Source organism: Rhodococcus sp. WB1 (assembly GCF_001700945.1).
GTDB lineage: Bacteria > Actinomycetota > Actinomycetes > Mycobacteriales > Mycobacteriaceae > Rhodococcus > Rhodococcus aetherivorans.
Genome location: NZ_CP015529.1, coordinates 3174580 through 3199814 on the forward strand (window position 1 = coordinate 3174580; position 25235 = coordinate 3199814).

Here is a 25235-nt window from a genome sequence, read left to right on the forward strand (position 1 = left end):
CGGCGATCACCGAATCGAACATGTTACCGAGGAGGTATGCACCTGGACGAGTTCCACGCCGCGGCGGGCCGGCGCTTCGTCCTGTTCGAGATCCGCTCCGCACTGCCCGCGGTGTTCGCAATGCCGACGTCCGAGTTCGTCCCCCAGCGGAAACACCGCCCCAGCCGCCCCGGCACGCACAACCGCGGCGGTACGCGGTAGGCACGAACCCCAGCCGCCCTGGGAACGTGTTGGTCCGTCAGGCCGGCCGGTATCCGCGACGGCGAGGCGGCCGGTCCGGCCCGGCCGCGTCCGACGTTGGACGGTTGTCCTGGTGGCGCACGGAAACCTGTTCGGCTACAACGGATTCATGCCTCGATGTGCGAGGTGAAGGCCGTCGAAGCGACGAAAGGTTGCATATTGGACACCGAAGACTCGATCCGCGATCCGGGCGCCTCGGAGTCGCCCGGCTTGCCGACCGTCGGCCCCGCCGCTGACCCACCTGGAATGTCGTTCGGGGATGCCGATACCGCGATATCCCGCTGGCGCTCGAATCTGGGGGGTGCACTCGGCGCCGTGGTGTCCACGGGTGCTGCTGCGGTGATGGTGACCGCGGTGGCCTTGACCGGCACCACAACGACCGTGTCCCGCCTGATGACCTTCGTCGGCATCTGACCCCCGGGCAGGGGATTCGCTACCGACAGACCCAGGACGGACCGCGATCAGCCGATCTGTGCCTGCCCGGTAGGCGGTCTCGTGGCCGGGTAGGGACGGAGATCCGTCGACGGGTCCGTCCCGGGGTCGCCGTCCGGTCAGATCCCGCGCCCCGGGTTGAGAATCCCGCTCGGGTCGAACGCCGCCTTGATGCGCTGCATGAGCGCACGCTCGACCGTACCGACCTGGGTTTCCAGGTACGGCTGCTTGAGCACCCCGATGCCGTGCTCTCCGCTGATCGAACCGCCGAGCGCCAGGCATTCGGCGACCATCTCGTCGAACGCCTGCCGGGCGCGCCCCGCGACGACCTCGTCGGCGGCGTCGAACACGATGGTGGGATGCAGGTTTCCGTCCGCCGCGTGCCCGAACGTGCCGATGAGCAGCTCGTGCCGCGCGGCGATCGCCTCGATCGCCGCGAGCATCTCGGGCAGCCGCGGCACGGGAACGGCCAGGTCGTCGAGCAGGGTGCTGCCACATCGCTCGAGCGCGGTGAGCGCGACCCGCCGCGCGGCCATGAACTCCTCCCCCTCCACCGGGTCGGCGGTGTCGTACACCTCGGTGGCGCCCGCCGCGGTACAGGCCCGCGCACACACCTGCGCTTCGGCGGCGGCGTCGCGCCCGTCGCACTGGACGAGCAGCAGCGCACCGGCCGTGTCGTCGAGTCCCATGTGCGTCATGTCGTTGACGGCGGCGATGGTGGTGCGGTCCATCAGTTCGACGAGGCACGGCTCGGCCTGCTCCCGGATCGCCAGCACCGCGGCGACGGCCTGCGCGGTTTCCGGGAAGCTCGCGACCACCGTGGCGGCCGCGGTGGCGGCGGCGCGCAGCCGCACGGTGGCCTCGACGATGACGGCGAGGGTGCCCTCGGACCCGACGAGCAGTTGCGTGAGGTTCAGTCCCGCCACGTTCTTCCGGGTGACGGCGCCGGTGTGGATGATCCGCCCGTCGGCGAGCACCGCCTTGATGCGGGCGACATGGTCGGCCGTGACCCCGTACTTCGCGCAGCAGGTGCCGCCGGCGTTGGTGGCGAGGTTGCCGCCGATGGTGGAGACGGCGCGGCTGCCGGGGTCCGGCACGTACCACAGCCCCCGCTCGGCGGCCGCGGCGGCGAGATCGCCGTTGATCACCCCGGGTTGCACTGTGGCGGTGCGTGATTCGGTGTCGATTTCGACGATGGCGTTCATCTTCTCGACGCTGAGCACGATGCCGCCGTCGAGGGCGTTGGCCGCACCCGCGAGACCGGTGCCGGCGCCGCGGGTGACGACGGGGATGCCGTGCCGGTGCGCGATCGTCAGGGTGGCGACGACGTCGTCGGTGTCCCGCGCCCGGACCAGGGCGAGCGGCATCCCGGCCGGCGTGAGCAGCGACTGGTCGCGCCGATAGGCGAGCATCCGGTCCGGATCGGTGACGACGGCGTCGTCGAGGGCGTCGACGAGCGCGGCGACGACCGGCTCGGTGTCGGGGACGGGAGTCACGACGCTGGTGTTCACGGAACCATCCAATCGAGAACGGGGGTGGACTGCAGGTAGATGACGACGGTGAGGAACACGAGCAACCCGAGGCTCCAGCCGATCAGACGGCGCAGGATGACACCCTCCGCCCCGGCCAGGCCGACCGCGGCCACCGCGACCGACAGGTTCTGCGGCGAGAGCATCTTGCCGAGCACACCCGCGGACGAATTGGCCGCCGCCATGAGCACCGGGTCGAGCCCGGCCTGCTGCGCGGCGGTCATCTGCATGACGCCGAACAGCGAGTTCGACGACGTGTCGGATCCGGTGATGGCCACGCCGATCCAGCCGATCAGCGGCGAGACGAGGGCGAACACCCCGCCCGCGGACGCGAGCGCCATGCCCAGGCCGGCGGTCTGACCGGACAGGTTCATCACGAAGGCCAACGCGAGCACCGAGGTGACGGTGACGATGGTCCAGCGCAGCTGCACGAGGGTGTCGGCATAGGCGCGGACGGCGCGGCGTACGCCGATCCCGTACATCCCGGCCGTGACGGCCCCGGCGAGCAGCAACAGGGTGCCGGTGGCCTTGAGGTGGTCGAGTTTGAACGTCTGCGCGCTCAGCGGCTTGCCGTCGACGTCGACGATGTCGAGTCCGGGCCAGCGGAACGACACGGTGCCGATCTCGGTGAGCCACGTCTTGACGAACGGGATCTGCGCCACGGTGAAGATCGCGATGATCGTCAGGTACGGGGCGAGGGCCAGCAGCGTGCGCCGCGTCCGGCTGTATCCGTCGAAACGCGACGGCGGGGCGGCGATGCCGACCGCGGTGCCGGCGCCGACCGGTGCGGTGAGGGCGGTGTCGGTCGTGGCGACCAGGCGCTCCCCCGGCTGCCACACCTTCAGCATGCCCAGCACCGCGCCGACCGTGACGATCGCGGCGACGACGTCGGTGAGCTCGACGGTGAGGTAGTTCGCGGTGACGAACTGGGCGAGGCCGAAGGTCAGGCCCGCGACGACCGCGACGGGCCAGGTCTGCCGAACTCCGCGGCGGCCGTCGACGAGGAACACCATCACCATCGGCACGACGGCCGCGACGAACGGCGTCTGCCGGCCGGCCATCGCGGACAGGTCGTCGAGCGGCAGCCCGGTGACCCCGGCGAGCGCGAGGATCGGGGCACCCATCGCGCCGAAGGCCACAGGCGCGGTGTTCGCCAGCAGGGACGTGCACGCGGCTTTGAGCGGAGCCATGCCCGCGGCCATGAGCATCGCCGCGGAGATCGCGACGGGCGCGCCGAATCCGGCGAGCGACTCGAGCAGCGCACCGAAGCAGAAGGCGATGAGAATGGCCAGGATGCGCTGGTCGTCCGAGATGGACCGGATGACCCGGCCGAGCTCCTCGAACCAGCCGGTGACAACCGTGAGCTTGTAGACGAAGAGGGCGTTGACGAGGATCCACAAGATCGGGAACAGGCCGTAGAAGGCTCCCTCGGCGGTCGCGGCGGCGGCCTGGCCGAGCGGCATGCCCCACCCGGCGACCGCCGCGAGCACGGCGAGCGCCAGACCGACGAGGGCCGCGCGGTGCGCCTTCCATCTGAAGACGCCGAGCATGACGAACATCGCGGCCAGCGGGATCGCCGCGACCACGGCCGACCAGGCGAGTGAGCCGCCGATCGGGTCGAGTGTCTGTTGGTACATAGCGCGCCTCTCGTTGTGATGCCTGTCACCGTTCCGAGAATTGTCAGACAAGTACACATTCCTGTCAAGAATGCATGTGCGGCGTCGTGCAAGAATGCTGGTGTTCGCGCAGGTCCGTGCGGGTGCGCGGAGAGCCGGGAAGGAGCGGGGCATTGGTCGGACGCGTCGAGGCCCTGTCGATCGTCGACGCCCTCGCCCTGGAACTGCGGCGGCGCGTGTTCGCCGGGGAGCTGACGCACGAGGACGCCCTCACCGAAGCCGAGGTGTCCCGCGCCTACGAAGTCGCCAGGCCGACCGCCAAGGCCGCCATCGAGAAGCTCGTCGGCGAGGGCCTACTGCAGCGCAGCGCCCACAAGACCGCCCGCGTGCCCCAGTTGGGCCCCGACGACGTGCGCGACATCTACCGCACCCGCGCGCACCTGGAATCGGTAGTGCTGCGCGCGCTCGCCGAGACCCGGGCGGTGCCTCCGGCGGCGTCGGCCGCCAACGCCGAGATCTCGGCCATGACCGAGGCCGACCCGCTCACCGTCGTCGAACCCGACATGCGCTTCCACACCGCCCTGGTGGACGCGCTGGGCAGCCCGCGCACCAGCCGCATGTTCGGTTCGCTCGTGTCCGAGGTGCGGCTGTGCATGGTGCAGGTGCAGGGCAAGCAGCTGCTCACCACCACGAGCATCGCGGCCGAACACCAGCAGATCCTCGACGCCGTCCTGGCCGGCGACGGCGATGCGGCGGTCGAGGTGATCACCCGGCACCTCGGACGCGCACGCGAACGCCTCGTCGCCGCGCTCGGCGGCAGCCCGGGCCCGGAAGCCACCCTTCCCGAGCCCGCGTAGCCGTCCCCCGGTTCGGCCGACACCCTCGACGCCCGGAGCCCGGGCATACTGCCCCCTTTTATCGGATGCCCGGTGCCTGCGCCTATGATTCAACGTGTTAACGCCATGTAACAGTTTCCTCACAGTCAGGTGGTGAGCGTGTCGACCCGGGACCGCATTGCAGAGATCTACGAACAGGTGAAGGCGCGCAACGCCGGTGAACCCGAGTTCCATCAGGCAGCCGCCGAGGTGTTCGAGTCCCTGCATGTCGTCCTCGAGCGTCACCCCCGCTACTTCGAAGCCGGCCTCATCGAACGGCTGACCGAGCCCGAGCGGCAGATCATCTTCCGGGTGCCGTGGATCGACGACCAGGGCAACGTGCACGTCAACCGCGGCTTCCGGGTCCAGTACAACAGCGTGCTCGGCCCGTACAAGGGCGGCCTGCGCTTCCACCCGAGCGTCAACCTCGGCATCGTGAAGTTCCTCGGCTTCGAGCAGATCTTCAAGAACGCCCTCACCGGCCTGCCCATCGGCGGCGGCAAGGGCGGCTCGGACTTCGACCCCAAGGGTCGCTCGGAGCAGGAGATCATGCGCTTCTGCCAGTCCTTCATGACCGAGCTGCACCGCCATATCGGCGAGTACACCGACGTCCCGGCCGGCGACATCGGCGTCGGCGGACGCGAGATCGGGTACCTGTTCGGCCAGTACAAGCGCCTGACCAACTCCTACGAGTCCGGCGTGCTCACCGGCAAGGGCCTGACCTGGGGCGGCTCGCAGGTGCGCCGGGAGGCCACCGGGTACGGCGTCGCCTACTTCGTGGCGGAGATGGCCAAGTCCGTGAACTCCTCCCTCGAGGGCCGCAAGGTCGTCGTGTCCGGTTCGGGCAACGTGGCGATCTACGCGATCGAGAAGGTGCACCAGCTCGGCGGCATCGCCATCGCCTGCTCCGACTCCTCCGGCTACATCGTCGATCAGAACGGCCTCGACCTCGAGCTGCTCAAGGAAATCAAGGAGGTCCGGCGCGGCCGCATCTCCGAGTACCTCGACGAGCGTCCCGACGCGCAGTACTTCCCGGGTGGTTCGATCTGGGACGTGCCGTGCGACGTCGCCATCCCCTGCGCCACCCAGAACGAACTGGACGAGACCGCCGCGAAGACCCTGGTGAACAACGGCGTGCGGGTCGTCGCCGAGGGCGCGAACATGCCCACCACCCCCGGTGGCATCGCGGTGTTCCGCGAGGCGGGCGTCGCGTTCGCCCCGGGCAAGGCGGCGAACGCCGGCGGTGTGGCGACCTCCGCGCTCGAGATGCAGCAGAACGCCTCGCGCGACTCGTGGCACTTCGACTACACCGACGAGCGCCTCGCCGGCATCATGCGCGACATCCACCAGAACTGCGTGGAGACCGCAGCCGAGTACGGCAAGCCCGGTGACTACATCCACGGCGCCAACATCGCCGGCTTCGTGAAGGTCGCCGACGCAATGTTCGCGCTCGGCGTCATCTGATCCGAACGCACGCCGACGGCGCGGGGCAGGCACCGGATCCCGGTGCCCGCCCCGCGCTGTCTGTGTGTTCTTCAGCTACCCGGCGTTCTTCGCCTACCCGCCGGACGGCTCGGACGGCGGCTCTGCGACGCGCTCGTCGTCGGCGCTCGCCTTGCGGGCGGCCTCCCGCATCTCGATGCCGTCGCTGATCCAGTCCCCGACCTCCCGGGTGACCTCGCGGACCGCGCCGGTGATGATGCCGGCGATGTTGCCGACGTGCGTCGCCGCGGACTCGGTCAGTTCCTGGAGCGTGTCCTTGTTGCGTTCGAACCTACCCACCATGGCGGTGCCCCCTTCAGGCGCTGTCGTGGGCGAGGGTACCCGCGACCGGCACGCCGCGCTCGATGAGCACCGACGTCGTGGGCTCCTCGGAGACCCAGCTCGGCGGCAGGGCCAGCTTCACGATCTTGCGCCACACCGAGCCGACCTGGGCGAGCAGGCCCCCGGTGTTGTAGGGCAGCCCGTAGCGTTCGCACAGTTCCCGCACCTCCGGCGCGAGCTGCGGGTACCGGTGCGCCGGAAGATCCGGGAACAGGTGGTGTTCGATCTGGTGCGAGAGATTGCCCGACATGATGTGGAACAGCGGCGTGCCGGTGATGTTCGCGCTGCCGAGCAGCTGACGGACGTACCACTCGCCGCGGGTCTCGTGCGCGGTCTCCTCCTCGGTGAAGGACTGCACCCCGGACGGGAAGTGCCCGCAGAAGATGATGGAGAACGCCCACACGTTGCGGACCAGGTTGGCGGCCGCGTTGCCGAGCAGCGTCGGCACGAACATCGGCCCGGACAGCAGCGGGAACGCGACGTAGTCCTTGACCACCTGCCCGCGCGCCTTACGCCACCACCCCCGGGCGAGCGGGATCACGTCGCGCCAGCTGCGTTTGCCGGCGACGACGTTCTCGACCTCGGCGTCGTGCAGCATCACGCCCCACTCGAACAGCAGCATCAGCCCCGTCGCGTAGACGGGATTGCCGAGGTAGTAGGGGTGCCAGCGCTGCGCCGGATCCATCCGCAGGATGCCGTAGCCGACGTCGCGATCCATCCCGAGGATGTTGGTGTAGGTGTGGTGCAGGTAGTTGTGCGAGTGCCGCCACTGGTCGGCGGGACATACGGTGTCCCACTCGAAGGTGCGGGAGTTCAGTTCCGGCTCGCGCATCCAGTCGTACTGGCCGTGCATCACGTTGTGGCCGATCTCCATGTTGTCGAGGATCTTCGACACGCTCAGCGCGGCCACGCCCGCCACCCATGCCGGCGGCAGGAAGCCCACGAACAACAGGGCACGACCGGCGATCTCGAAGCGCCGCTGCGCCCCGACGATGCGGTAGATGTACTCGCGGTCGGCCGCGCCGAGCGAGGCGACGGTGCGCTCACGCAGGGCGTCGAGTTCGCGGCCGATCTCCTCGACCTGCTCGCGGCGCAGCACGACCGGCGACGGGTCGGGATCGCGACGGCCGGACAGGAACGCCGGCAGCGGAAGGGACAGGGGGATGGACAAACCGAACATGGTGTCCTCCAATTGTTTCGAGTGGGTCAGAGGTCGAAGGCCGCGTCGCCGACGGGGACGTTCACGCAGATCTGCACCTCGGCGCCGGGCTCGTCGTCGATCTCGCCGGTGCGCACGTCGCGGGTGCCGCCGGAAAGCCGGGTCACGGTGCAGGAGTGGCAGATTCCCATGCGGCACCCGTGCTGCGGGGTGAGCCCGGCCGCCTCGGCCTGTTCGAGGGCGGTGACGCCGCTGTTCTCGGCGCGGACCCCGGACGCGGCGAAGGTGACGGTGCCGCTCGCGTCGTCGTCGCGGACGACGACGGGCGGGGTGAACTGCTCGGTGCGCAGCAGGTGCGCGGCGCCGGCGTCGCCGTAGACCTCCCGCACGCTGTCGACGAGCCCGGCCGGGCCGCAGACGTAGGCGGGTGCGCCGGCGAACCACGGGGCGACCCGCTCGAGATGACTCCGGTCGAAGCGGCCACGCAACGCACCGTCGTCCGCCCGGGTGTAGGCGAAGGCCACGTCGACGCCGGCGTGGGCGCCGGCCAGGGACTCGATCGCGTCGCGGTGCGGCACGTGCGCGGCGGTGGGCGCGTAGTGCAGGAACGCGACGGTTCCGGAGTGGCCCTCGTCGGCGAGGGTGCGCAGCATCGACAGCACCGGAGTGATGCCGCTGCCGCCGCTGACGAGCACCAGCCGCTCCGGCCGCTCCGCCGGGAGACAGAACTCGCCGGCGGCCGCCGCGAGGTCGACCACGTCGCCCGCGGTGGCGTGCTCGTGCAGGTGCCGCGAGACGACGCCGTCCGGTCGCACCCCGACCGTGAGCTGGATGCGCCCGTCGGCTCGATGCTGGGAACTCACCGGCGAGTAGCTGCGGCTGTGCCGCACACCGTCCACCACCACGCCGAGTTGCAGGTGCTGACCGGCCCGGAACTCCAGGGGCCGGCCCGGGCGCAGCTCGAGCGTCACCGCACCCGGGACATTTCGGTCAACGTTCGTGATCCGGGCGCGCGTGTGCTGCACGGCCAGGAGCGGATCGGCCAGTTCGAGGTACCGATCCGGGTGGTGCGGCGCGGAGAGTACATGCAGCGCCTTGATCAGGGCTTTGCGTCCGATCGACGGCCCCGGCCCGCGTCGGGCGCGGTGAAGCAGGGTCATGGCGTCGCTCCTCTCGAGCGAGAATCCAAAGTCAGTGCACAAATGTGCACTGAGTTCAGTGTGCCAGGGTCGCCCGGTGGGCTGTCAACGATGTTGTGGCGGCCGTCACCACGGTCCCCGACCGCCGCCGCGTCGCACTGCCTAGACTCGGAGCCGTGTCCGCAGCCCCCGTTCCCGAACCCGCGACGCGAGCTGCGCGCAAGGAGCGCACCCGCCAGGCCCTGCTCGACGCGGCGCTCGAACTCTCCGCCGATCGCAGCTTCGCGACGGTGAGCCTGCGCGAGGTGGCCCGCCGAGCCGGGATCGTGCCCACGGCGTTCTACCGCCACTTCGGCTCGATGGAGGAACTCGGCGTCGCCCTCGCCGCCGACACCATGCGCATGCTCCGCACGCTGCTGCGCGAGGCCCGGCGCACGCGCGGCCCGTCCTCGGCGCGGGCGTCGCTCGAGGCCCTGGTGCGGCAGGTCCGCGCCCACGAACAGGCGTTCCGATTCCTGGCCCGGGAGCGCTACGGCGGCCAGCCGGCCGTCGCGCGCACCGTCACCGTCGAGTTGCGGCTGATCACGGGCGAGCTTTCCGTCGATCTCTCCCGCATGCCCGGCATGGCGGACTGGGACGTCGACGACCTGGAGATGGCGGCCGACCTGCTGGTGACCGCCATGCTCGAGGTGGTGCTCGAACTGCTCGACGTGGACCGGCCCGGCGGGCCGGCGGAGGCCGAGGTCCTCGCGCGCGCCGAAAAGCAGATGCGTCTCATCGTTCTCGGCATGGGCGCGTGGAAACCTTCCCACCGCTAACGGCAACCCGTACGGTGGGCGCCATGTTCGAGACCACTCACGTCACCCTCGGAGACCTCACCTTCGACGTTCACGTCACCGGTCCCGCCGACGGCACGCCCGTCGTGCTGCTGCACGGCTTCCCGGAGACCGCCCGCAGCTGGGAGGCCGTGGCGCCGCAGCTCGCGGAGGCGGGTCTGCGAGTGCTGATGCCGGACCAACGGGGGTACTCCCCCGGTGCCCGCCCGGACGGCGTGTCGGCATACACCATCGACCTGCTGGTCGGTGACGTGATCGGGCTGCTCGACGCGACCGGTCTCGGGCAGGCCCACCTGGTGGGACACGACTGGGGCGCCGCCGTGGCCTGGCAGGTCGCGGCGCGGCACCCCGACCGCATCAGCACCCTGACCGCGGTGTCCGTGCCGCACCTCGCGGCCTACGGCTGGGCCCTGCGCGAGGACGCCGATCAGCAGGCCCGCGCCGCCTACATCAAGCTGCTCCGGCAGGAGGGAAAGGCCGAGCACGTCCTGCTCGAGGACGACGCCCGTCGCCTGCGCGCGATGTACGGCGACCGGGTGAGCCCCGAGTCGATCGACGAATACGTGCGCGTGCTGTCCGAGCCCGGCGCCCTGACCGCCGCGCTCAACTGGTACCGCGCGATGACCCGGGAGCTCTCCGAACTGGCACCGGTGCGGGTGCCCACCACCTACGTGTGGAGCACCGAGGATTCGGCCCTCGGCCGGGTGGGCGCGGAGCGCTGCGGCGAGTTCGTCGACGCGCCTTACGAATTCGTCGTCCTCGACGACGTCAGCCACTGGGTGCCGGAGGAGGCACCGGACGCGCTGGCGAAGGCGATCCTCGCCCGCATCGGCGACCGGCCGTAAGAGCATGACCACAGGAGGGGCCGTGACCACCGCAGCCTGCCACCGCCGTATGCGTCGCCGGCTCGGCGCGGTCGCGGCCGCCTCCCTCACCGTGCTCGCCACGGCCTGCACCGATCCCGGGTCGCCCGCCGATTCCGAGCCCGAGCCCGGCCCCGCCTACAGCTCCTATGTGGCCCTGGGTGACTCGTTCACGGCCGGCCCGATGATCCCGCCCCAGATCGACTCGGCGTGCGCGCGCTCGGGGAGCAACTACCCCCATGCGGTGGCCGAGACGCTGGGCATCGACAACTTCCGCGACGCGTCGTGCAGTTCCGCGACGACAGCGAACCTGACAGGGCCCCAAGTGGTTTCGTCGGGCGCCACCGTCCCTGCGCAATACGATGCGCTCACCCCCGAGACCGAGCTGGTCACCGTCGGGATCGGCGGCAACGACATCGGCCTGGTCGCCCTGGCCGGATCGTGTCTCGCGCTCGACCGCTCGTCCGGCAGGGCCGCGGCACCGGCCGGACCCCTGTGCGCGACCGCGAACGTCCGCGACGGCCTCGACCTCGTGGACCGCGCGATCGACGACTTCGCCCCCACCTACGGCGTGATCGTGCGGGAGATCCGCAACCGCGCCCCGGACGCGCGCATCCTGCTCGTCGGCTACCCGACCGGGATCCGGGACGGCGGATGCTATCCCGATCAGCCGATCCTGCCGGACGACGCGACGTACCTGCAGGCGAAGATCGACCGGCTCAACACGGCGATGGAACAGCAGGCCGACGCCGCGGGCGTCGACTACGTCGACCTGCGCGAGTCCACCGTCGGGCACGACGCGTGCCAGCCCTCCGCGCAGCGCTGGACCGAAGGCCTGTTCCCGTCCCAGCCGGCCGCCCCGCTGCACCCCAACGCCGACGGCCACCGCAACGCCGCCGAACAGGTCCTGGTCACGATCGCGGACTAGCCGCGGGGTCGATCGCCGATCGGCACAGGGCCGAGAGCTCGTCGACCACCGCGTCGAGCGGCGCCGAACTGCGCTGCGCCTGGGCGAGCACCAGCGCACCCTCGAGCGCGCCGACGATGAGCACCGCCAACGACCGGGCGCGTTCCGGGCCCACCCCGTCCGCGACGAGCGTGCCGGTGAGCAGGCCGCACCAGTGCTCGAACGCCTCCGCGGCGACGTCACGAGCGCCGCGCTCGGTGCCCAGGGCCGCCGCGACGATCGGGCAGCCGACCGCGTAGTCGCCGGCCTCGAGACCGCGACGCCACAGGTCGGCGAGAGCCTGCAGTGCGCCGGGGGTGTCCGAGGAGTCCAGCACCCGCGCCATCCCGTCACCCAGGTGGTCCGCGGCACTGCGGGTGGCCTCCTCGACGAGCTGCGCCTTTCCGCCCGGGAAATGGTGGTAGACCGACCCGCGCGGCGCGCCGCTGTGGGCGAGCACGTCGGCGAACGAGGTCGCCGCGACGCCCCGCTCGCGGATGAGCCGGATCGCGCTGCGGATCATCGCGGCGCGAGGGCCGGTGGTCGGGTCGCTTCGCCTCGCCATGTCCGTGCTCCGCTCTTGCCGTCGGTTTCTATGTATGTTGTCATACTTAGGTCCGGACCGTGCCGGAACGGACCCGTTCTTCCCGAGGAGTCGTCGTGACCGAGATCGCCGCCCCGCCCCACCCCTTCGACGCCGCCGTGGCGCTCGAGCCCGCGGAGGACGGTCACGCGCGGGGGCGGACCAGCCCGGAGTACACGAACATGGTCGGTCCGTTCGGCGGCGTCACCGCCGCCGCCCTGCTGCGGGCCGTCCAGCAGCACCCGGACCGGCTCGGCGATCCCATTTCCCTCACCGTCAACTACGCCGGCCCGGTCGCCGACGGCGAGTTCGACATCACCGTGCGGGCGGTCCGCACCAACCGCACCAACCAGCACTGGCTACTGGAGCTGACGCAGGACGGTGTGGTCACCACCACCGCCACCGCGGTGTTCGGCACCCGCCGCGACACCTGGTCGGACACCGAGCTCGACATGCCGGCGGTCCCGTCGGCGGATGCGGTTCCCACCCGGACCTTCCCGGACTTCATCGCGTGGGCCCGCAACTACGAGATGCGGTTCGTCGAAGGCGCGGTGCCCCAGCAGGACGCCGGCGAGCACCCCGACTCCACCACGACGCTGTGGGTGCGCGACACCCCGGCCCGCCCGCTCGACTTCCCGGCGCTGACGGCGCTGTGCGACGTGTTCTACCCGAGGGTGTTCCTGCGCCGCGGCCGGTACATGCCGGCCGGGACCGTGTCCCTGACGGTGTACTTCCACGCCGACGCCGGGCAGCTCGAGGCCCAGGGCGACGATTTCGTCCTGGGCACCGCGCGCACCCACCGCTTCTCGCAGGGCTACTTCGATCAGGCCGCCCAGCTGTGGGGCCGCGACGGCACGCTGCTCGCCACGACCCACCAGCTCGTCTACTTCAAGGACTGACCCTCCGGGGCCCGCACCGCCAGCAGCGCCGCCAGCCCCGCGCCGAGCACCACGAGCAGGCCGGCGATCCCGGCCCGGTCCGCGTCGAACGTCCAGGCGAAGAGCCCGAACAGGGTCGGGGCCAGGAACGACACGGCGCGGCCCGACGTCGCGTAGAGCCCGAACATCTGCCCCTCCCGCCCGGCCGGGGTGATGCGCGCGAGGAAGGTGCGGGCCGACGACTGCGCGGGCCCGACGAACAGGCACAGCAGCAGACCGAAGATCCAGAACATCAGCGGCCCCGACACCACGAGCAGCACGACCCCCACGGCCATCATCGCGGCGAGCGAGGCGACGATCACCGCCTTGGGGCCGACCCGGTCGTCGAAGCGCCCCGCGGCCAGCGCACCGAGGGCCGACACCACGTTCGCGGCCACGCCGAACAGCAGCACGTCGGCGGCATCGATGCCGTACACGTTCACCGCGAGCACCGCACCGAACGTGAACACCCCGGCCAGGCCGTCGCGGAACAGCGCCGAGGCGCCGAGGTAGCCGACGGTGCGCCGATCCATCGCCCACAGCTCGCGCAGGTCGCGCAGCAGCACCCGGTAGGACTGCACGATCCCGGCCCGCTCCGCGCCGGGATCGGCACCGGTGGGCGGAACCTCCGGCACCGCCAGCAGCACCGGGACGGCGAAGACCGCGAACCACACCGCCGCGGCCACCACGACCAGGCGGATGTTGAGGCCGCCCTCGGTGCTCACGCCGAGGAAGCCGCGGGTGTCGCCGTCGCCGGCGATGAACCCGAAGTACCCCAGCAGCAACAACAGCAGCCCACCGAAATAGCCCATGGCCCAACCCAAACCGGAGACCCGGCCCATGTTCTCCTCGGTGGAGACCTGACGCAGCATCGCGTTGTAGGGCACCTGCGCGAGTTCGACGACGACCGACGACACACCCAGCAGCACGAGGCCGAGCCACAGGTAGTGGTAGTCGTCGCGCACGAACACCATCGCCGCCATCAGCGCGACACCGGCGTAGGACAGCACCGCCAGGGACCGCTTGCGCCGGCCGGCCGCGTCGTAGCGCTGGCCCGAGACGGGGGCGGTGACCGCGATGAAGAACCCCGATATGCCCAGCGCCCACCCGAGCCACGTGCTCGCCGACATCGACCCCGGCAGGTCGTCGCCGACGGCGTCGGTGAGATACACGGAGAAGACGAAGGTCAGCACCACCGCGTGGTAGGCCGACGACCCGAAGTCCCACATTCCCCAGGCGAAGACCTGCCGTCGCGAGGTGGCCTCCCCGATCCCGGCGGCGTCCGTGTGCGCGCTCATGCCCGCAGCCTAGGAGATCGTCGCGCCGAGAACCGGCCTCCGGTGATCCGCGCAATTTCCGGTCAGCCGCGACCGCACTCCGCGTTCGCGGCTGACCGAGAGATTCGCGACCGTCACCCCAGCTGTGCACTTGATTGCATATGCACCTCGGTGCATACTCTCGGCATGGCCCTGGAACACGCGCTGCTCGCCGCGCTCGACGAGCGGTCCGGCTCCGGCTACGAACTGGCCCGCCGGTTCGACAAGTCGATCGGCTTCTTCCACAGCGCGACGCACCAGCAGATCTACCGCGTGCTGCGGCGAATGGAGGACCACGGCTGGATCACCGGCCGCACCGTGCCGCAGGACGGTCGGCCCGACAAGAAGGTCTACCGCGTCAGCTCCGCCGGACGCACCGAGCTGGACCGTTGGATCGCCCACCCCTCCGACCCCGAGCAGCTGCGCAGCGACCTGGCCGTGAAGATCCGCGCCGCCGGGCCCGGCACCCTGCCCGCCCTCCTCGCGGAGCTCACCCGCCACCGCGACGCCCACGCCGCCCGCCTCGACGTGTATCGCACCATCGAGAAACGCGACTTCCCCGCACCCCACCGGCTCACCGGGCCCTCACTGCACCAGTACCTCGTCCTGCGCGGCGGCATCCGCGTCGAACAGGGCTTCGCCGACTGGTGCCAGGAAGTGCTCGACGCCCTCACCACCGAGGACCACTCGTGACGAACCCCTACCCCCACCTGCTCTCACCGCTCGACCTCGGACCGTTCACGGTGCCCAACCGCGTCGTCATGGGCTCGATGCACACCGGACTCGAGGACCGCGCCAAGAACACCGGCCGCCTCGCCGCGTACTTCGCCGAGCGTGCCCGCGGCGGGGTCGGCCTCGTCGTCACCGGCGGCTACGCACCCAACCGGACCGGGTGGCTGCTGCCGTTCGGCGCCAAGCTCACCAACCGGTTCGAGGCCCGGCGGCACCGGACGATCACCGATGCCGTCCACGCCGAGGGCGGTCGCATCCTGCTGCAGATCCTGCACGCCGGGCGCTACAGCTACTGGCCGCTGAGCGTGTCCGCCTCGTCGATCAAGGCGCCGATCAACCCGTTCCGGCCGCGCAGGCTCACCTCCTGGGGCGTGCGCCGGCAGATCCGCGCCTACGTCCGCTGCGCCCGCCTCGCCCAGCGGGCCGGCTACGACGGCGTCGAAATCATGGGCGGCGAGGGCTACTTCATCAACCAGTTCCTCGCCGAGCGCACCAACCGGCGCACCGACGAGTGGGGTGGCAGCCCCGAGAACCGTCGCCGGCTGCCCGTCGAGATCGTCCGCCGCACCCGCGAGGCCGTCGGCCCGGACTTCGCGATCTGCTTCCGGCTGTCCATGGCCGACCTCGTCGAAGGCGGCCAGCGCTGGGACGAGATCGTCGCCCTCGCCCAGGAGGTCGAGCGGGCGGGCGCAACGCTGATCAACACCGACATCGGCTGGCACGAGTCGCGGGTGCCCACCATCGTCACGTCCGTTCCGCGCGCCGCGTTCGCGGACGTCACGGCCGAACTGGCGAAGCACGTCGCAATCCCCGTCGCCGCGTCCAACCGGATCAACATGCCCGAGACCGCCGAGGAGATCCTGGCCCGCGGCGACACACAACTCGTCTCGATGGCCCGGCCGATGCTGGCCGACCCGGAGTGGGTCCGCAAGGCCACCGCCGGCGCCGCCGACGAGATCAACACCTGCATCGCCTGCAACCAGGCCTGCCTCGACCACGCCTTCGTCAACAAGCACGTCTCGTGCCTGCTCAACCCCCGCGCCGGGCGGGAGACCGAGCTCCTGCTCGCCCCCACCCGCCGCCGCAAGGCCGTCGCGGTCGTCGGCGCCGGGCCCGCCGGGCTCGCCGCGGCGGTGAACCTGGCCCGCCGCGGGCACGCCGTCACCCTGTTCGAAGCCGACGACGAGATCGGCGGCCAGTTCGGCATCGCCCGCCGCATCCCCGGCAAGGAGGAGTTCGCCGAGACCCTGCGGTACTACCGCCGCCAGCTGGAGCTGACGAAGGTGCAGGTCGAACTCGGCACCCGCGCGACGGCCGACGACCTGATCGGTGCCTACGACGAGGTGGTCGTCGCGACCGGCGTCACCCCCCGCGTGCCCGCAATCCCCGGCATCGACCACCCGAGCGTGCTGTCGTACCCGCAGGTCGTCCGCGAGGGTGCGCCCGTCGGCGCCCGCGTCGCCGTGATCGGGGCGGGCGGCATCGGCGTCGACGTCTCCGAGTTCCTCACCCACGACCACTCCCCCACCCTCGACCTGGCCGAATGGAAGCGCGAGTGGGGCGTCACCGACCCGAAGGCCGCCCCGGGAGCGCTCACCGAGCCCCGCCCGTCGCCGTCGCCGCGCGAGGTGTTCCTGCTGCAGCGCAAGCCCGGCCGGATCGGCGCGCGGCTCGGCAAGACCAGCGGATGGGTGCACCGGGCGTCGCTGCAGCACAAGAAGGTGCACGAGATCTCGGGCGTGAACTACGAGCGGATCGACGACGCCGGCCTGCACATCAGCTTCGGCGAGGACCGCCGCGACCCGAAGGTGCTCGACGTGGACAACGTGGTGATCTGCGCCGGGCAGGAACCCGTCCGTGACCTCGTCGAGCGGCTCACCGCCGCGGGCGTGACCACGCACGTCATCGGCGGTGCCGACGTCGCCGCGGAACTCGACGCCAAGCGCGCGATCGAGCAGGGCACGCGCCTCGCGGACCGCATCTGAACCGGCCGCGGCTACGCTGACCGACCATGACTCTGCCGAACCCCACCCCCGACGCCCGCGCCGTCGTGACCGGCGCCTCCTCCGGCATCGGCGAGGCCCTCGCCGCCGAGCTCGCCGCGCGCGGGCACTCGCTGATCCTGGTCGCCCGGCGCGGCGACGTGATGGAGGAGCTCGCCGCGACGCTGCGGGCGACGCACGGCGTCACCGTCGAGGTCCGCGCGTGTGACCTGTCCGACCGCGACGCGCGGGCGAAGCTCGTCGACGAACTCGGCGAGCGCCCGATCAGCATCCTGTGCAACAACGCCGGCATCGCGACCTTCGGCCCGGTGGCCCAGCTGGATCCGGGCTACGAGCGGGCCCAGGTCGAGCTGAACGCCGTCGCGGTGCACGACCTGACCCTCGCGGTGCTGCCGCAGATGGTCGAGCGCCGCTCCGGGGCGATCCTGATGGTCGGTTCCGCGGCGGGCAACATGCCGATCCCCCACAACGCGACCTATGCGGCGACGAAGGCGTTCGTCAACACCTTCTCCGAGTCGCTGCGCGGGGAGCTGAAGGACAGCGGCGTGCACGTGACGCTGCTGGCGCCGGGCCCGGTGCGCACGGAGACCCCGGATCCGGCGGAGGCCTCGATCGTCGACAAGCTCGTGCCGGACTTCCTGTGGATCTCCAGCGAGCACACCGCGAAGGTGTCGCTCGACGCGCTCGCCGAGAACAAGATGCGCATCGTGCCGGGCCTGATCAGCAAGGCGATGTCCGTCGCCGGCAACTACACCCCGCGCGGCGTCGTCGCGCCCATCGTCGGCGCCTTCTACCGGAAGCTGGGCGCGTAGCCCCCGTCAGCGCCTGCGGCGGCGGCCGGTGCCGAAGATGCTGCGGCTGATCTCGCGCCCCGCGGCCGACGCCGCGGACCGCAGGAAACCCTTGACGGCCGCGCTGCCGAGGACCTGCTCGACCATGCTCGGCCCCGCGTCCCGGGGCGGTGGCGTGCCGGGCAGGTCCGGCAACGGCGGGACCTGCGCCCGTGGGTCCATGTCGGGGGCGCCGGCCACCTTCTCGGTGAGCCTCTCGTAGGCGGACTCGCGGTCGACGGTCTGCCCGTACTTGCCGTACAGCTCGCTCCCGCGCGCCGCGGACCGGATCGCCTCCTCGCCGACGGTGTCCAGCAACGAACGCGGCGGACGGATCCGCGTCCACGCGACAGGCGTCGGCGCGCCCTTCTCGGACAGCACCGTGACGACGGCCTCACCGATTCCGAGGGTGGTCAGCGCCTCCTCGAGGTCGTAGAACTCCGTCTCCGGATACGTGCGGACGGTCTTGGCCAGCGCCTTCTGATCGTTCGGTGTGAATGCGCGCAGCGCGTGCTGCACCCGCGCGCCGAGCTGGGACAGCACCGCATTGGGCACGTCCGTGGGCAGCTGGGTGCAGAAGAACACTCCCACCCCCTTCGAACGGATGAGCTTGACCGTCTGCTCGATCTGCTGCAGGAACGCCTTCGAGGCGTCGGCGAAGAGCAGGTGCGCCTCGTCGAAGACGAACACGAGCTTCGGCTTGTCGAGGTCGCCCTCCTCGGGCAGCGTCTGGAACAGGTCGGCGAGCACCCACATCAGGAACGTCGAGAACAGCACCGGCCGCGCCGCGTGGGCGCCGAGCTCGAACAGGCTGATCACGCCGTTGCCGCCGACGACGCGCAGCAGGTCCTCGGTCTCGAACTCCGGTTCTCCGAAGAAGGTGTCCCCGCCGCCGGCCTCGAGGTTGACGAGCGCCCTCAGGATCACGCCGGCGGTCGCCGGGGAGACCCCGCCGATACCTTTCAGCTCTGCCTTTCCCCCGTCGCTGGTCAGGTGTGTGACGACCTGCCGCAAATCCTTGAGGTCGAGCAGCGGCAGCCCCTGGCGGTCGGCCCAGTGGAAGATCAGCCCCAACGTCGATTCCTGGGTGGGGTTGAGGCCGAGGACCTTGCTCAGCAGGATCGGACCGAACGCGGTGACCGTCGCGCGGACGGGCACGCCCGAGCCTTCGGTGCCGAGCGAGAAGAACTGCACCGGGTAGGCGGTCGGTCCCCATCCGGAATCCCCGGTCTCCGCGGCGCGGGTCCGGAGCCCGTCGTCGTCCTCACCGGGCGCCGACAGCCCCGACAGGTCACCCTTCATGTCGGCCATCACGACCGGGACCCCGGCGGCCGAGAGTTGCTCGGCGATGCCCTGCACGGTCTTGGTCTTGCCGGTGCCGGTCGCACCGGCGACCAGTCCGTGCCGGTTCATCGTGGCGAGCGGGATCCGTACCCGGGCCGACGAATCGACCACCCCGTCGTGGACGACCGCACCGAGTTCGAGGGCGACCCCGGCGGCGGCGTATCCCGCGGCGATCTGCCGGGCCGGCCCAGCGGGTGCGATCTGCCGGGCCGGCCCGGCGGGCGCGGCGTCCGTCGCCTCGGCGGCCCGCGCGGCCGCCTCCGCCTCGCGCTGTGCCTGCTCGGCCGCCTTCAGGGCCGCTTCGGCGACCCGTGCCGCTTCCTCCGCGGCCGCGCGGGCGGCCGCCGCCTTCTCGGCCGGCGACGGTGCCGGCGGTGTCGGATCGACCGTCATGCGGTGTCCTCCTCGTCCACGTGCGGCCGCGGAATGGTCACCGTGACCTTATCGCCACGACCGGCCTGACTACTCTGTGTTTCGTGCAGGACAAACTTGTGTGGATCGATTGCGAAATGACCGGATTGCGGATCGACAGCGACAAGCTGATCGAGATCGCCGCCCTCGTCACCGACAGTGATCTCAACGTGCTCGGCGACGGGGTGGACATCGTCATCCACGCCGACGACGACGCGCTCGCCGCGATGCCGGACGTCGTCACCCAGATGCACGAGCGCTCCGGGCTCACCGACGAGGTGCGCCGGTCCACGGTGAGCGTCGCCGAGGCGGAGAAGATGGTGCTCGACTACATCCGGGCCCACGTCCCGGAGGCCGGCACCGCGCCGCTGGCCGGCAACTCGATCGCGACGGACCGCGGGTTCATCGCCCGCGACATGCCCGAGCTCGACGCCTACCTCCACTACCGCATGGTGGACGTCAGCTCCGTCAAGGAGCTGTGCCGGCGCTGGTACCCGCGGATCTACTTCGGGCAGCCGGCGAAGGGCCTGTCGCATCGGGCGCTCGCCGACATAAAGGAGTCGATCCGGGAGCTGCGGTACTACCGGCGGACCGCGTTCGTCGCCCCACCGGGCCCTCCGTCGGCCGAGATCGCCGCTGTCACGAAAGAGTTGGGTCCGGCCTGACCTGCGGATTCGCCGTTTCCGGCAAAGTCAGGCTAGTATCTGTACCGCAGGCGCAACCGGCCCAGGCCGATCGCGAATGCGATGGTGAGTGTAGTTCAGTTGGTAGAGCACCAGGTTGTGATCCTGGCTGTCGCGGGTTCGAGTCCCGTCACTCACCCCCACAGGGCGAGTCCCTGACCAGCAGAGATGCCGGTCAGGGACTCGTCTTTTTCGGCGTCGCGCAGCTCTGCACCAGCGCTCCGACCCGAGATGCGGCGCTTGGGCGGACGACCGCCGAATCGCGCGATCGACCCGCCGTGCAACGGCGATCACCCGGTGAAGCAGTACGAGTCGCTGGACGCATCCCCGCCCTGCAGGCGGGTCTGGTGCACCCTGCGTCCGCGGAAGTCGTCGCCGTGCGGGAAGAATCCACGGTCGATGACCAGACCACCGGCGGAGACGTCGGCATCGAACTTCGCCATCCACGCCCCCACCCCGTCCGGGTAGAAGACCTCGTCCCAGGCCGCATAGAGCGAGTTGGTGGCGTAGACCCGGCGCCCGTCGCGACTGACCTCCACCATCTGCGGAGCTCCCGCGAGCCGGAGGCCCGGATCCGCCGGGTGCGGCTCGCGCCGCACGATCCCACCGAGGCGCACCGATCCCGTCTCCCTCGGGTGGAACGGATCGCCGACGTCGTACTGCTTGAGTTCTCCTGTGCCCCAGCACGAGACGTACAGCCAACGGTCGTCGACCGACAGATCGATGTCCGAGACGAGCGGCGGTACCGCGCCGAAGGGTTTCAGCGCGGGCGGCAGATCGTCGGCCTCGGCCGGCTCCGCCGGAATGGTGATCACCTTCTCGACCACCCACCGGTCGTCGCTCTTGTGCCACATCCACACGGAGGCCGACAGATCCTCCACGCTGATGACGACTCCCACGAACCCGAACGCCTCGGAGGGATTGTGAGCCGGGCGGAGTTCGAGAACCATCTGGTGCTCGTCGCCGAGATCGACGCGCTGGGTCAGCTTGCGCTCGGACATGCTCCAGAAGTCCAGGTGGTGTCCGAACCTGCGGCCGAGGAGGTCCTCGGCGTCGAGTCCGTTCTCGATCATCGACGGCGTGGCCCACTCGGAGGTGATCACCGTGTCGTACTTCAGGTGCCACCACACGTCGTACGCCAAGAACTGCTCGCCGTGCTCCGCCTCCCACGCTCCGACGACGTCGAACGTGTCGTGGTCGAGCAGCGCGACACCGCCCGGACCCTCGGCGCCGTCGGCGCCTCCCAGGGCGGACATGAAGATGCCCCCCGGTCCGCAATGCACCGTGTGCGGCCGCGAGTATCCCGCCTTCGCGGCGAGCTCGGCGGCCTCGATCGTGCGGGTCACCACCGGGTGCCGCGGGTCGGGTTTGGTGTCGAGGATGTACGTTCTCGACGAGCGGATGCCCGGCACCACCAGGTATCGCCGCTCGAGCGGCTGCCCGTGATGCCCGGCGTGGTGATCGCCGTGCCCCTCGTGACCGTGCCCCTCATGACCGTGCCCCTCATGACACAGCGCGCTCGAGCAGGCGTTCCACCCGAAGTGGTGCAACTCGTTGCCCGCCGTCGGCAACTCGGTCCAGCCGACCACACCACCGTATGTCGGCGAACCCGGCTCGCAATCGACCACTGCGATCGCATCCTTCGCCCGGCCGGCCGGATCGAAAGCAGCCACATAGGCAAGCCGCTCGGGCGCGGCTGCTACGGCATCACTCGGGGTGCGGTAGAACGTGGGATCTGTCGTCGTAGACATGAATCCTCCTCGACTCGGTCCTGTCCGCCGGGCCACCCTCGGTGGTCCACGGTCGGTCGACGTCACAGGTAGGCATGCCTTTCCCTGATTGTCCGCCGCGCAGGACCGCATGTCGACCTTCCGCGGGGGCGGGCTGCCCGGAAGGCGCCGCTCGACATGGGAAGACCCCCGGGATCGTCGATCCCGGGGGTCTCGTGCCAACCCCTACCACAGGAGGCGGCCCCAGCCTGCCACACGCCGGGGTGCCGCCGCCGGGGGCCCGGCGGCGGATCAGGCGCGTGCGTTTCCGGCCTTCCACGTCGACCACGGGATGTTCCAGTCCCCGAGCCCCTCGGTGCCTTCGAGGATGCCGCCGACGGTGTTCTTCACGATCACGATGTCGCCGCGCTTGGTGTTGTCGAAGATCCACCTGGCGTTGGCCGGGCTCAGGTTGAGGCAGCCGTGGCTGACGTTGCGGGAACCCTGATCGCCGAGCGACCACGGCGCGGAGTGGAAGAAGATGCCGCTATACGACATCCGCGTCGCCCAGTCCACCGGGGTCCGGTAGCCCTGCGGGGAGTCGACGGCGACGCCATAGGTCGATGAGTCCATCACCAGATGCTCGAACCGGTCGCCGATCGTGTACACGCCGTTCGGGGTGGGCGTGCTGTCCTTGCCCATGGACGTGGGCATCGTCATCACGTCGACCCCGTTGCGGTTGACGGTGACCTGCTTGGTGTTGTCGTCGGCGGTGATGATCACCGCGTCGCCGACGGTGAAGGTCGAATGCACATCCGACTGCCCGAACAGACCGTCGCCGAGATCGCGGCCGTAGACCTTCACGTCCACCGTGACCGTCGTGCCCGGCGCCCAGTAGTTCTCGGGCCGCCACCGCACCTCGCGGTTGCTGAGCCAGTAGAACGCGCCCTCCACCGGCGGGTCGGTGACGACGGTGATGGCCTGCTCGACGGCGAGGCGATCAGGGATGTTCTCGTCGAACTGGATCGCGACGGGCTGGCCGATGCCGACGACCGAGCCCTCGCCCGGCATCACGTAGGGCTGAGTGAGGTTGCCGGGGGCGCTGGTGGCGAAGGAGGCGACGGTCGTGGTCGCTCCGCCGAGCCCGTACGCGACGGCCTCGAGCCGGTACTGCCGGCTGTAACCGAGGGGCTCGGTGTTGGCCCAGGTGGCTCCGTCCGGGCCGAGCGCCCCGGCGACGGGTTCCCCGTCCGGGTTGAGCAGCGTGACCGACTCGAGCTTGCCGTTGACCACCGAGACCGTCACGGGCTCGATGGGCGAGAAGCCGACTCCTCCGTCGACGACGCTCGCCGACACCGTGGGCTTGATGAGCGCGGCGAGCGGATTCGAATCGATCGGCACCTCCTCGGCCCCGCCGGCGCTGCTCGCACCGGAGCAGGCCGTGACGAAGGTCATGACGCCGACCAACACGGTCCCGAGCACCACCGCGACGGCGCGCCGATTCCGCCGTCGGCGCGGCGCCGCACTGTTCCCAACCACTCTCCACCCTCCGATTCCGGGCCTCCCCCGGGCCGCAAAAGTGCACGTCGATGCGTGTGCGCTCGATGATGCCAGCCCCGCTCGAGGCGGAGCCGTCGCGACGTCGACGACGCGAATAACGTTCGAATACCAATCGCCGCCGGACCCCTCGGCGTTACGTGTCGCTCCCACCGAAATGCGGCATGACCTGCCGATTTGGTGCGCTACTGGAAGGTGTGTAATCTTTCCTTCGTCGCCGGGACAACGGCCCGGAGACGCACCGCCAAGCGCCATTAGCTCAATTGGCAGAGCAGCTGACTCTTAATCAGCGGGTTCGGGGTTCGAGTCCCTGATGGCGCACAAGAAAGGCCAGACCTCCCCACGAGGTCTGGCCTTTTTCTTTACCCACGCCCTTGCCACCCCACCAGCCACCCCGCCTTCGACGCGGCCTCGAACACCGGCCGCGCCTCCGCGGGACCGCCCGGACTACGCCGAGTACCGGCGACGTTCCGTACCGCGGCCGAGGGAACCGTCGGCCACAGCGTTTCCCTCGCGAGGCGGGCGCATGGCCGGCGTGTGCGACTCGGCCTCGACCGCCGCCAGTTCGGCGAGTCGGCGGAGGTCGCCCTCCAGTGCCGCGCGCCGGTCTCGGTGCGCCTTGACCAGCCGCCAATAGACCCGGTCCAGGCCCGGTGCCACGTGGAGCACACGGTAGGTCTGGACGATCTTGGTGCCTCCCGGGACGGGTTCGAGGTCGATGCGCCATTCGGTGCTGTCCGCCCGGCCCAGGAGACCCGCCGTCCGCCACGCCAGCGTCCGCGGCGGCTCCACAACGGTGAATACGCACGACCGGCTCCACCGGAGGCCGCCGGAGCGGTTCCTGCCCCGGAACCGGATTCCCGGCGCTGCCGCTCGGGCGTTTCCGAGCAGGCGAGCTTCCCGGCATTCGTGACTCCACTCACCGACCCGGGTCACGTCGGTGATGATCTGCCACACCGCCTCCGCCGGGGCGCGGCTCACCGTCTCGGTCCTGCCGTGCCGCGCCAAGGTGCCCATCAGGATCGCCCCTCGAGAAGCGCGAGGTTGAGCGACGGCAGCGCGGCGGCGGGCCCGTGGCCCCACCGCAAGCTGGACTTGCGCCGGTAGGTGCGCGCGAAGCCGTGCAGCAGGATGAAGCGCGGCACGGCGGGGACCACGTGCATGATCAGCTCACGGTCGTCCTCGCCGAGCCCGTCGATGACCCAGTGGGCCTCCGCGCCGAGTTCCAGGAAGCTCTTGGGCCTGACGAAATACTCCTGTTCCACGTCGTGGTACTCGGCGGTGGTGAGGGTCGCGGCCACGACCGGCATCATCTCCAGCTCTTCACGCCGCAGATGGGGAAGGAGCACGTCGGTGAGCCCGGCCAGCGCTTCGAGCAGCGGTTGCCGAGCGTTCGCGTCGTCGCGGTAGGCCAGCGCTGCGTCTTCCAGGGCGGTGATCGCCGGTGCGATCCGCTGGTGGTCGGCGTCCATCTGGTCCAGCAGGGCGCCGGCGTCGGGGTTCTTCACCCGGATCAAGGGCCACAGCCCGACATCCTCGCCGGTGTGATGGATGTGCAGGAAGCGCATCATCCACAACACGTGCTCCGCCAGTCCGCGTCGACGCCGAGGGTCCGGGTACGGCTCGGTGGTGAGCACGATCCGGGTGCGTTCCAGGTCACGGCGAAGTGCGCTGTGCACTATTCCCATGCT

General features: G+C 70.6%; 24 protein-coding genes and 2 tRNA genes. 14 read left to right on the forward strand and 12 right to left on the reverse strand.

Annotated features, from left to right (window positions below; all coding sequences use genetic code 11):
* Positions 1–36: 36 nt before the first annotated feature.
* Both A4U64_RS28230 and A4U64_RS14035 read left to right on the forward strand, forming a co-directional pair.
* Positions 37–201, forward strand: a complete 165-nt coding sequence (locus A4U64_RS28230; RefSeq protein ID WP_157127585.1) for a hypothetical protein — start codon at positions 37–39, stop codon at positions 199–201.
* A 156-nt stretch (positions 202–357) separates the two neighbouring features.
* Complete coding sequence (locus A4U64_RS14035) at positions 358–654, forward strand: hypothetical protein (RefSeq protein ID WP_232334081.1); 297 nt, start codon at positions 358–360, stop codon at positions 652–654.
* 137 nt (positions 655–791) lie between these two features.
* On the opposite strand, the gene A4U64_RS14040 is transcribed toward A4U64_RS14035, so the two are convergent.
* Positions 792–2183 (reverse strand): FAD-binding oxidoreductase, encoded by a 1392-nt coding sequence (locus A4U64_RS14040; protein WP_065922684.1) that lies wholly within the window; start codon positions 2181–2183, stop codon positions 792–794.
* Positions 2180–3838, reverse strand: a complete 1659-nt coding sequence (locus A4U64_RS14045) for an L-lactate permease (RefSeq protein ID WP_043798987.1) — start codon at positions 3836–3838, stop codon at positions 2180–2182. Before A4U64_RS14045 ends, A4U64_RS14040 begins: the two co-directional genes overlap by 4 nt.
* Positions 3839–3990: 152 nt before the next feature.
* On the opposite strand from A4U64_RS14045, the gene A4U64_RS14050 reads away from it, so the two are divergent.
* Together A4U64_RS14050 and gdhA are read left to right on the forward strand one after the other, a co-directional pair.
* Positions 3991–4674: a GntR family transcriptional regulator gene (locus A4U64_RS14050; RefSeq protein ID WP_010596353.1), complete on the forward strand. Its 684-nt coding sequence runs from the start codon at positions 3991–3993 to the stop codon at positions 4672–4674.
* A 138-nt stretch (positions 4675–4812) separates the two neighbouring features.
* A complete protein-coding gene (gdhA, locus tag A4U64_RS14055; RefSeq protein WP_029543032.1) occupies positions 4813–6156 on the forward strand; it encodes an NADP-specific glutamate dehydrogenase in 1344 nt (447 codons plus the stop codon).
* Between the two features lie 93 nt (positions 6157–6249).
* Here the strand turns inward: gdhA and A4U64_RS14060 are convergent, their stop codons facing one another.
* From A4U64_RS14060 to A4U64_RS14070, 3 genes are read right to left on the reverse strand one after another with little or no spacing between them, the layout of a single operon-like run.
* Positions 6250–6477 carry a hypothetical protein gene (locus A4U64_RS14060; protein WP_006939021.1) on the reverse strand — a complete coding sequence of 76 codons (228 nt, stop codon included), beginning with the start codon at positions 6475–6477 and terminating at the stop codon, positions 6250–6252.
* Positions 6478–6490: 13 nt separating this feature from the next.
* On the reverse strand, positions 6491–7696 hold the full coding sequence (locus A4U64_RS14065; protein WP_029543030.1) for a fatty acid desaturase family protein: 1206 nt from the start codon (positions 7694–7696) through the stop codon (positions 6491–6493).
* Positions 7697–7722: 26 nt separating this feature from the next.
* Positions 7723–8835, reverse strand: coding sequence for a ferredoxin reductase (locus A4U64_RS14070; RefSeq protein ID WP_029543029.1), 1113 nt, complete (start codon positions 8833–8835; stop codon positions 7723–7725).
* Positions 8836–8930: 95 nt separating this feature from the next.
* Between A4U64_RS14070 and A4U64_RS14075 the strand changes: the two genes are divergently transcribed.
* Genes A4U64_RS14075 through A4U64_RS14085 form a run of 3 tightly spaced genes read left to right on the forward strand, consistent with a single transcriptional unit; the run spans position 8931 to position 11441 of the window.
* The gene (locus tag A4U64_RS14075) at positions 8931–9632 is read left to right on the forward strand and encodes a TetR family transcriptional regulator (protein ID WP_029543027.1); all 702 of its coding nucleotides are present in this window, start codon (positions 8931–8933) and stop codon (positions 9630–9632) included.
* Between the two features lie 23 nt (positions 9633–9655).
* Complete coding sequence (locus tag A4U64_RS14080) at positions 9656–10495, forward strand: alpha/beta fold hydrolase (RefSeq protein ID WP_006939012.1); 840 nt, start codon at positions 9656–9658, stop codon at positions 10493–10495.
* Positions 10496–10499: 4 nt separating this feature from the next.
* On the forward strand, positions 10500–11441 hold the full coding sequence (locus tag A4U64_RS14085) for an SGNH/GDSL hydrolase family protein (protein WP_084648642.1): 942 nt from the start codon (positions 10500–10502) through the stop codon (positions 11439–11441).
* Here the strand turns inward: A4U64_RS14085 and A4U64_RS14090 are convergent.
* On the reverse strand, positions 11425–12024 hold the full coding sequence (locus A4U64_RS14090) for a TetR/AcrR family transcriptional regulator (protein WP_065922686.1): 600 nt from the start codon (positions 12022–12024) through the stop codon (positions 11425–11427). The two genes, A4U64_RS14085 and A4U64_RS14090, sit on opposite strands and share 17 nt — an antisense overlap.
* Positions 12025–12119: 95 nt before the next feature.
* Here A4U64_RS14090 and A4U64_RS14095 point away from each other — a divergent pair, with 95 nt between their 5' ends.
* On the forward strand, positions 12120–12941 hold the full coding sequence (locus A4U64_RS14095) for an acyl-CoA thioesterase (protein WP_006939009.1): 822 nt from the start codon (positions 12120–12122) through the stop codon (positions 12939–12941).
* Here A4U64_RS14095 and A4U64_RS14100 read toward each other — a convergent pair.
* Positions 12926–14257 (reverse strand): MFS transporter, encoded by a 1332-nt coding sequence (locus A4U64_RS14100; RefSeq protein ID WP_065922687.1) that lies wholly within the window; start codon positions 14255–14257, stop codon positions 12926–12928. The two genes, A4U64_RS14095 and A4U64_RS14100, sit on opposite strands and share 16 nt — an antisense overlap.
* A gap of 165 nt (positions 14258–14422) precedes the next feature.
* Here A4U64_RS14100 and A4U64_RS14105 point away from each other — a divergent pair, with 165 nt between their 5' ends.
* Genes A4U64_RS14105 through cmrA form a run of 3 tightly spaced genes read left to right on the forward strand, consistent with a single transcriptional unit; the run spans position 14423 to position 17822 of the window.
* The gene (locus A4U64_RS14105; RefSeq protein WP_065922688.1) at positions 14423–14968 is read left to right on the forward strand and encodes a PadR family transcriptional regulator; all 546 of its coding nucleotides are present in this window, start codon (positions 14423–14425) and stop codon (positions 14966–14968) included.
* Complete coding sequence (locus A4U64_RS14110; protein ID WP_050035028.1) at positions 14965–16992, forward strand: NADPH-dependent 2,4-dienoyl-CoA reductase; 2028 nt, start codon at positions 14965–14967, stop codon at positions 16990–16992. The genes A4U64_RS14105 and A4U64_RS14110 overlap by 4 nt, the downstream gene beginning before the upstream one ends.
* Positions 16993–17018: 26 nt before the next feature.
* Positions 17019–17822 (forward strand): mycolate reductase, encoded by an 804-nt coding sequence (cmrA, locus tag A4U64_RS14115; protein ID WP_043798995.1) that lies wholly within the window; start codon positions 17019–17021, stop codon positions 17820–17822.
* A 6-nt stretch (positions 17823–17828) separates the two neighbouring features.
* Here cmrA and A4U64_RS14120 read toward each other — a convergent pair whose 3' ends face one another.
* Positions 17829–19577, reverse strand: a complete 1749-nt coding sequence (locus tag A4U64_RS14120; RefSeq protein WP_065922689.1) for a helicase HerA-like domain-containing protein — start codon at positions 19575–19577, stop codon at positions 17829–17831.
* Positions 19578–19660: 83 nt separating this feature from the next.
* Here A4U64_RS14120 and orn point away from each other — a divergent pair, with 83 nt between their 5' ends.
* Positions 19661–20260: an oligoribonuclease gene (gene orn / locus A4U64_RS14125; RefSeq protein ID WP_029543010.1), complete on the forward strand. Its 600-nt coding sequence runs from the start codon at positions 19661–19663 to the stop codon at positions 20258–20260.
* A gap of 83 nt (positions 20261–20343) precedes the next feature.
* Positions 20344–20421 (forward strand) — tRNA-His (locus tag A4U64_RS14130).
* Between the two features lie 147 nt (positions 20422–20568).
* Here the strand turns inward: A4U64_RS14130 and A4U64_RS14135 are convergent.
* Positions 20569–22029: a selenium-binding protein SBP56-related protein gene (locus tag A4U64_RS14135; protein ID WP_065922690.1), complete on the reverse strand. Its 1461-nt coding sequence runs from the start codon at positions 22027–22029 to the stop codon at positions 20569–20571.
* Positions 22030–22299: 270 nt separating this feature from the next.
* Positions 22300–23442 (reverse strand): L,D-transpeptidase, encoded by a 1143-nt coding sequence (locus A4U64_RS14140; RefSeq protein WP_050036335.1) that lies wholly within the window; start codon positions 23440–23442, stop codon positions 22300–22302.
* 350 nt (positions 23443–23792) lie between these two features.
* Between A4U64_RS14140 and A4U64_RS14145 the strand changes: the two genes are divergently transcribed.
* Positions 23793–23865 (forward strand) — tRNA-Lys (locus A4U64_RS14145).
* A 126-nt stretch (positions 23866–23991) separates the two neighbouring features.
* On the opposite strand, the gene A4U64_RS14150 is transcribed toward A4U64_RS14145, so the two are convergent.
* Both A4U64_RS14150 and A4U64_RS14155 read right to left on the reverse strand, forming a co-directional pair.
* On the reverse strand, positions 23992–24561 hold the full coding sequence (locus A4U64_RS14150) for an SRPBCC family protein (protein WP_065922691.1): 570 nt from the start codon (positions 24559–24561) through the stop codon (positions 23992–23994).
* Positions 24561–25232: a hemerythrin domain-containing protein gene (locus tag A4U64_RS14155; protein ID WP_231385891.1), complete on the reverse strand. Its 672-nt coding sequence runs from the start codon at positions 25230–25232 to the stop codon at positions 24561–24563. Before A4U64_RS14155 ends, A4U64_RS14150 begins: the two co-directional genes overlap by 1 nt.
* Positions 25233–25235 lie beyond the last annotated feature (3 nt).

Excerpts from the sequence above, each read along its gene's own strand:
- A4U64_RS14090 (WP_065922686.1), bottom strand. The coding sequence starts at position 12,024 with ATGGCGAGGCGAAGCGACCCGACCACCGGCCCTCGCGCCGCGATGATC.
- cmrA (WP_043798995.1), top strand. The coding sequence starts at position 17,019 with ATGACTCTGCCGAACCCCACCCCCGACGCCCGCGCCGTCGTGACCGGC.
- A4U64_RS14100 (WP_065922687.1), bottom strand. The coding sequence starts at position 14,257 with ATGAGCGCGCACACGGACGCCGCCGGGATCGGGGAGGCCACCTCGCGA.
- A4U64_RS14060 (WP_006939021.1), bottom strand. The coding sequence starts at position 6,477 with ATGGTGGGTAGGTTCGAACGCAACAAGGACACGCTCCAGGAACTGACC.
- A4U64_RS14070 (WP_029543029.1), bottom strand. The coding sequence starts at position 8,835 with ATGACCCTGCTTCACCGCGCCCGACGCGGGCCGGGGCCGTCGATCGGA.
- A4U64_RS14080 (WP_006939012.1), top strand. The coding sequence starts at position 9,656 with ATGTTCGAGACCACTCACGTCACCCTCGGAGACCTCACCTTCGACGTT.
- A4U64_RS14085 (WP_084648642.1), top strand. The coding sequence starts at position 10,500 with ATGACCACAGGAGGGGCCGTGACCACCGCAGCCTGCCACCGCCGTATG.
- A4U64_RS14150 (WP_065922691.1), bottom strand. The coding sequence starts at position 24,561 with ATGGGCACCTTGGCGCGGCACGGCAGGACCGAGACGGTGAGCCGCGCC.
- A4U64_RS14105 (WP_065922688.1), top strand. The coding sequence starts at position 14,423 with ATGGCCCTGGAACACGCGCTGCTCGCCGCGCTCGACGAGCGGTCCGGC.
- A4U64_RS14120 (WP_065922689.1), bottom strand. The coding sequence starts at position 19,577 with ATGACGGTCGATCCGACACCGCCGGCACCGTCGCCGGCCGAGAAGGCG.
- A4U64_RS14135 (WP_065922690.1), bottom strand. The coding sequence starts at position 22,029 with ATGTCTACGACGACAGATCCCACGTTCTACCGCACCCCGAGTGATGCC.
- A4U64_RS14065 (WP_029543030.1), bottom strand. The coding sequence starts at position 7,696 with ATGTTCGGTTTGTCCATCCCCCTGTCCCTTCCGCTGCCGGCGTTCCTG.
- A4U64_RS14155 (WP_231385891.1), bottom strand. The coding sequence starts at position 25,232 with ATGGGAATAGTGCACAGCGCACTTCGCCGTGACCTGGAACGCACCCGG.
- A4U64_RS14035 (WP_232334081.1), top strand. The coding sequence starts at position 358 with ATGTGCGAGGTGAAGGCCGTCGAAGCGACGAAAGGTTGCATATTGGAC.
- A4U64_RS14045 (WP_043798987.1), bottom strand. The coding sequence starts at position 3,838 with ATGTACCAACAGACACTCGACCCGATCGGCGGCTCACTCGCCTGGTCG.
- A4U64_RS28230 (WP_157127585.1), top strand. The coding sequence starts at position 37 with ATGCACCTGGACGAGTTCCACGCCGCGGCGGGCCGGCGCTTCGTCCTG.
- A4U64_RS14140 (WP_050036335.1), bottom strand. The coding sequence starts at position 23,442 with ATGACCTTCGTCACGGCCTGCTCCGGTGCGAGCAGCGCCGGCGGGGCC.